Consider the following 4,744-nt stretch of genomic DNA (forward strand, 5'->3'; position numbering starts at 1 on the left):
CGGACACGGACCTGCTCGCGCGCCTGGCGGCCGCGGGCATCCTGCCGCGTCAGGAGGTCACCGTCACGCCCGAGGCCGGGTCGTTCACCGTCTCGACCCAGGGCGCGCAGACCGTCCTGGACCTGCCCGAGGACGTCGCCCGCCACCTCTTCGTCACCGCCCCCTGACAAGAACCCACCACCACCCGCACCGCCCCGCACCCCACCACCGGGAGGCGGGGCGCAGTGCTGCCCGGCACCACGCACCGGACTTCACCCCCAACGATCCAGGGGCGCCGAGCGTCATGATCAGTGACACCGCCCACCAGGGGCGGTCGCACTGAAGAAGGGGGGGAACGGTGGCCGACTGGGACGACGAGCTCACCGCGCTGTGCACCCAGCGCGGTGACGCGCTCGTGGGATACGCCTACCTGCTCTGCGGGAACAGGCGCGACGCCGAGGACGTGGTGCAGGACGCGCTCGTCAAGGTCTTCTCGAGGCTCCGGGGACGGGGTCCGACGACGGAGCGGCGGACCGAGGTCGGCACGCCCCCGGGCGGGACACGGCTCTTCTCGCTCGATGACACGGCCGAGCACGAGCCCGACCGCACCGTCGCGCACCTCGAGGGATACGTGCGCCGGGCGATCCTCACGCTCTACCTCGACGGGTACCGTCGCCGACGGCACTGGCTCGGGCTGAGACATCTCGTCGGTCAGCGGGAGGGCGTCGCAGGACCCGAGGCTCCCGCCACGGCCCGTGCGGACACCGCCAGGGCGCTCGCCCGGCTGACCCCGCGGCAGCGAGCGTGCGTCGTCCTCCGGTACTACGAGGACCTGACGGTCCCGCGCATCGCCGAAGAGCTCGGGTGCGCCGAAGGGACGGTCAAGCGTCACCTGTCGGACGCGATGACCGGCATGCAGGTGACGCTGGGATCAGGTACCCCGGCCTCCGCCGCGGGCAGCAGGAGCGCCACGACGACAGCCCTGCCCGCACCTGCCACCACGAGCACCCCCCTCCCGACGCAGCCCGTCGGGAAGGCGCAGCGCACGACGAACGGGAGGAACACGAAGTGAGCGCCACCGACCACAGCCCCTCGGGCCACGAGGACGACCTGGGCCGCGCACTGCGCGACCTCGTCGACGACGCGTCCCTGCCCGGTCTCGACTCCCACATCGACGTCGTCCGCGGACGGACGCGACGCCGTCGGGCAGCCAAGAAGGTCGCCCTCGGGGCGACGACGCTGTGCGTGGCCGGGGCCCTCGGCGTCGCGGCCCTCACCCTCCCGCAGGGAGCCCGGCCCGAGCCCGTGGCCCCGGCCGAGTCGCCGTCTCCTTCTGCGACCCCGTCACCGACGCCTGCGGCCCTGCCTTCCTTCCCGACGCCGCTCACCGCACAGGCCCTCGAGTGCCAGCAGCCCGCCCCGACCCCGACGGGCGACCAGCTGCCCGCCCGTCTGAGCATCGACGCGGCCGGGCTGACCGTGCAGAACCTCGAGCTCGTCGACACCACGGTCACGACGACCTTCACCGACGACGCGAGGATCACCGTCGCCGGGGAGAAGTGGCCCGGCGCCCACGTCGTGGTGCAGGACGGCGTGATCGTCAGCTCGCTCCTCCCCCTCCCGGAGACCGACGGCCCCCTCGCTCCCGAGCCGGGCTCGTCGATCACCCGGGAGATGAGTGTCGACTCGTTCGCCACCTGCGACCCCGCAGGGCTCAACGACCACTCGCCCTCGCTGGAGCCGGGCGACTACCAGGTGTACGCGCTGTCCCGGTTCCAGCTCGACTCCTGGGCACCCGTCGGTGCGGACGGCACGGTGGGCCCCGAGACCGCAGGAGGCCTGTACGACGGGTGGCTCGTCTCGGAGCCCGTGCCGCTGACGATCGTGCCGGCAGCAGGCGCCGACACCGTCGCGCTCCAGGACGTCCTGCTCGCCGACACGTCGGCCGTCCTCGCGTCGCTCCGCCAGGCGGCGGAGGCCGGCAGCACCGTGGCTCTCGACCTCCTCGTCGATCCTCGGCAGATCTCCGTGACCGACGGGCCGTCCGGGACCCGGACCCTCACCATCGCCCCGAACGCCAGCACCGGCGAGCGGCAGCGGACGGCCAGCGACGACGGATGGACCCTGGTCCTGCGCGGCGGAGCCCCGTTCTCCGCCCCGGCGCCGTCGGGCTACGCCTTCTCCCGCTTCGTCGGGACCTACGAGGTGCTCGTGGACGACTCGGGAGCGACCCCGACCGTCAGCCTCCAGGTGATCGACGGGGGGATGGCGTCCCAGGCCCCCGCGACCAAGGACCGAGAGGTCTGCGACGCGTACGACGACGCCATGAACGGCATCGACACCGCCGGCGGCCCCCTCGGGACGTACACGGACGACTTCGTCGCGCTCTCCGCCGACACTGCTCCAGCGGCGGACTCCCCGCTCTACCGGGAGCTGCGAGCACGGTGGAGCGACTCCCCCAGCGCCTGGTGGGCCGTCGTCCACAGTGCGGAGCTGATGCGCACGACGGACCACGGCGGAGACTCCCTCGCCCTGATCTGCGAAGGATCCTGACCCACCGCTCGCCGGGCCGCGGTCCCGCTCACCCCACGGGTGAGCGGGACCGACGTGCGCGGCGAGGAGGGGACGCACCGTCGACAGGTCGTCGACACTTCACCCCAACCTTTTGCCGGTGCTGCTCGTTGAGAGCGGTGACACGGCACGCTGATCGATGCAGGAGGACTTCATGGCCCGTTGGGAGCAGGTGCTGGACGAGATCGTCCGCACCCGTCGGAGAGCGCTGGTGGGGTACGCGTACCTCCTGTGCGGCGACCTGCGGGAGGCGGAGGACCTCGTCCAGGAGGGGCTCGTGCGAACGTTCCGGCGAGGCCGCGCCTCGACCGACTTCGAGCTCGCCGAGAGCTACGTCCGCAAGGCGATCCTCACGACGTACCTCGACGGGTTCAGGCGCCGGCGGCACTGGGAAGAGATCCGGCACCTCTTCGGCGAACCGGAGGTGCCCGACGCCCCGTCGACCACCGACGCCCGGCTCGACGTGCAGAAGGCGCTCATGACGCTCGCTCCCCGCGAGCGCGCCTGCGTCGTCCTGCGCTACTACTCCGACCTCACGATCCGTCAGGTCGCCGACCAGCTCTCGCTCAGCGAGGGCACGGTCAAGCGGTATCTCAGCGACGCGAACAGCAAGCTCGCGGCCGGCCTCGGCCCGATCGACACCCCGTCAGACGACCTCGACGTCACTCCCCTGGGAGGAGCCCGATGAACGACAAGATCCCGCCGTCGACACCGCTGCACCTCGACGCGGCCCTCTCCGACATCGCGACCGACGCGAGCCGTGCCGTCTCCGACGGGCTCACGGGCTCGGCCGAGGTGCACCGCCTGATCAAGCGCTCGCGCCGTCAGCGCGCGGCCGCGTTCGGTTCCGCAGGGTTCGTCCTCCTGGGCGTCGCAGGCATCGGCCTCTCGGGCGTCCTGTCCCCCGCACCGGTCGAGATCCTGCCGGCCCCGCCGGTACCGTCGCCGACCCCCGAGGTCGTCGAGCCTCTCGACGGTGCGTTCGCTCCCGCGTGCGGGGACGACCTCTCGGACCTCCTCGCGACGACGACCCCCGTGGCGCTGGCTCCCGGCGGGTCCCCGGAACGGCCGCTCGTCCTCGACAACACCGGCGAGTCCCACCTCGCCGTGACGTCCGACGGCGTGGTCGCCCTCTACCTGCTCGATGCCGAGGGCAAGGTCGCGTCCCTCCCGGCGATGCCCACCCCCCCGACGGACGAGACGCCGTCGGACCGGTCCACGTCCGAGCTCGAACCAGGGGCGTCCGCGGAGCTCGCCACGTCAGGCGTCGGCGCATGTGACGGGTCCCAGCCGCCCACCAGCGGGACGTACACGGCCATGGGCTTCCTGACGGCCGACCTGGCGCCCGCCGGTCAGGGCCCCACGACGGCCACGGTCGCCGGCGGACCATGGATCGTGACGACCGACGAGGCCGGGCGGTTGACGAGCATCGACGGGCACGCGGTCGCCGTCGAGCCCGTCCAGCCCGTCGAGCCCGAGACTCCCCCCGAGGCCCCGGAGCCGCCGACGTATCTGCCCGGCGCCTTCGGCACCGAGCGGGCAACCTTCCCCGCACCGAGGACGATGGAGGATCTCCAGTGCGGGAGCCCTGCCCCAGCCCCTTCGGGTGACGACCTGCTCGCACGTCTCGAGGTCGTCGGCCGGGTCCCGGTCGTCGACGCGACGTCTCAGCCGTCGATCACCGCGCGGGTGACGACCCACGCGCACGCCCGACTCAACGTCGTCGACTGGTCCTTCCTCTACGAGTACGTGATCTCCCAGGACGGCGTGATCGTCTCGAGCCCCCTGACCGCCACGGACTCGTACGAGTACACGGAGATGCAGCCCGGTGCGGTGCAGGACGGCAGGTTCACGCTGGCGGCGACCGGGGCGTGCGACCTGTACGGCACGAGCGCGCCCCAGCCGCTGCCTCCGGGCACGTACCAGCTGCACGCGGTCTACCCCTGGTTGGTCGACTCGTACGCGCTGCAGCAGACCGACGGCACGTGGGGACGGACGATCGCGCGGGAGTCGGGAGGGGAGTCGCTGTTCAAGGGAATCCTCGTGTCCGCCCCCGTCACCTTCACGGTGCGGTAGCAGCCCCCGACTGCGCCCCTGCGGCGGGGCGGGCGCCCGACCGGGGGGGCGCGCCCCCGGGCCCCGCCCGCGCGCCCCCCCGCCCGCCCCCCCCCACCCCCCACACACCCCCGGCCGG

General features: G+C 73.0%; 5 protein-coding genes. All 5 read left to right on the plus strand.

Going from position 1 to position 4,744, the window contains the following annotated elements; translation table 11 throughout:
• The first annotated feature begins 11 nt into the window (after positions 1-11).
• The 5 genes from ACFVQ3_RS18335 (at position 12) to ACFVQ3_RS18355 (ending at position 4,626) form a co-directional block, all read left to right on the plus strand.
• Entirely contained in the window at positions 12-167 is a 156-nt protein-coding gene (locus tag ACFVQ3_RS18335) for a hypothetical protein (RefSeq protein WP_387642202.1), read from the plus strand.
• Between the two features lie 170 nt (positions 168-337).
• Positions 338-1,051, plus strand: a complete 714-nt coding sequence (locus tag ACFVQ3_RS18340; RefSeq protein ID WP_387642162.1) for an RNA polymerase sigma factor — start codon at positions 338-340, stop codon at positions 1,049-1,051.
• On the plus strand, positions 1,048-2,532 hold the full coding sequence (locus ACFVQ3_RS18345; protein WP_387642165.1) for a hypothetical protein: 1,485 nt from the start codon (positions 1,048-1,050) through the stop codon (positions 2,530-2,532). Before ACFVQ3_RS18340 ends, ACFVQ3_RS18345 begins: the two co-directional genes overlap by 4 nt.
• Positions 2,533-2,704: 172 nt before the next feature.
• Entirely contained in the window at positions 2,705-3,238 is a 534-nt protein-coding gene (locus ACFVQ3_RS18350; protein ID WP_387642168.1) for a sigma-70 family RNA polymerase sigma factor, read from the plus strand.
• Positions 3,235-4,626, plus strand: coding sequence for a hypothetical protein (locus ACFVQ3_RS18355; protein ID WP_387642171.1), 1,392 nt, complete (start codon positions 3,235-3,237; stop codon positions 4,624-4,626). Before ACFVQ3_RS18350 ends, ACFVQ3_RS18355 begins: the two co-directional genes overlap by 4 nt.
• Positions 4,627-4,744: the final 118 nt, after the last annotated feature.

The sequence above is a fragment of the Oerskovia sp. NPDC057915 genome (genome assembly GCF_042887685.1).
GTDB lineage: Bacteria > Actinomycetota > Actinomycetes > Actinomycetales > Cellulomonadaceae > Oerskovia.

What these genes read in the sequence shown, in the direction of transcription:
- ACFVQ3_RS18350 (WP_387642168.1), top strand. Translation starts at nt 2,705, where the DNA reads ATGGCCCGTTGGGAGCAGGTGCTGGACGAGATCGTCCGCACCCGTCGG.
- ACFVQ3_RS18355 (WP_387642171.1), top strand. Translation starts at nt 3,235, where the DNA reads ATGAACGACAAGATCCCGCCGTCGACACCGCTGCACCTCGACGCGGCC.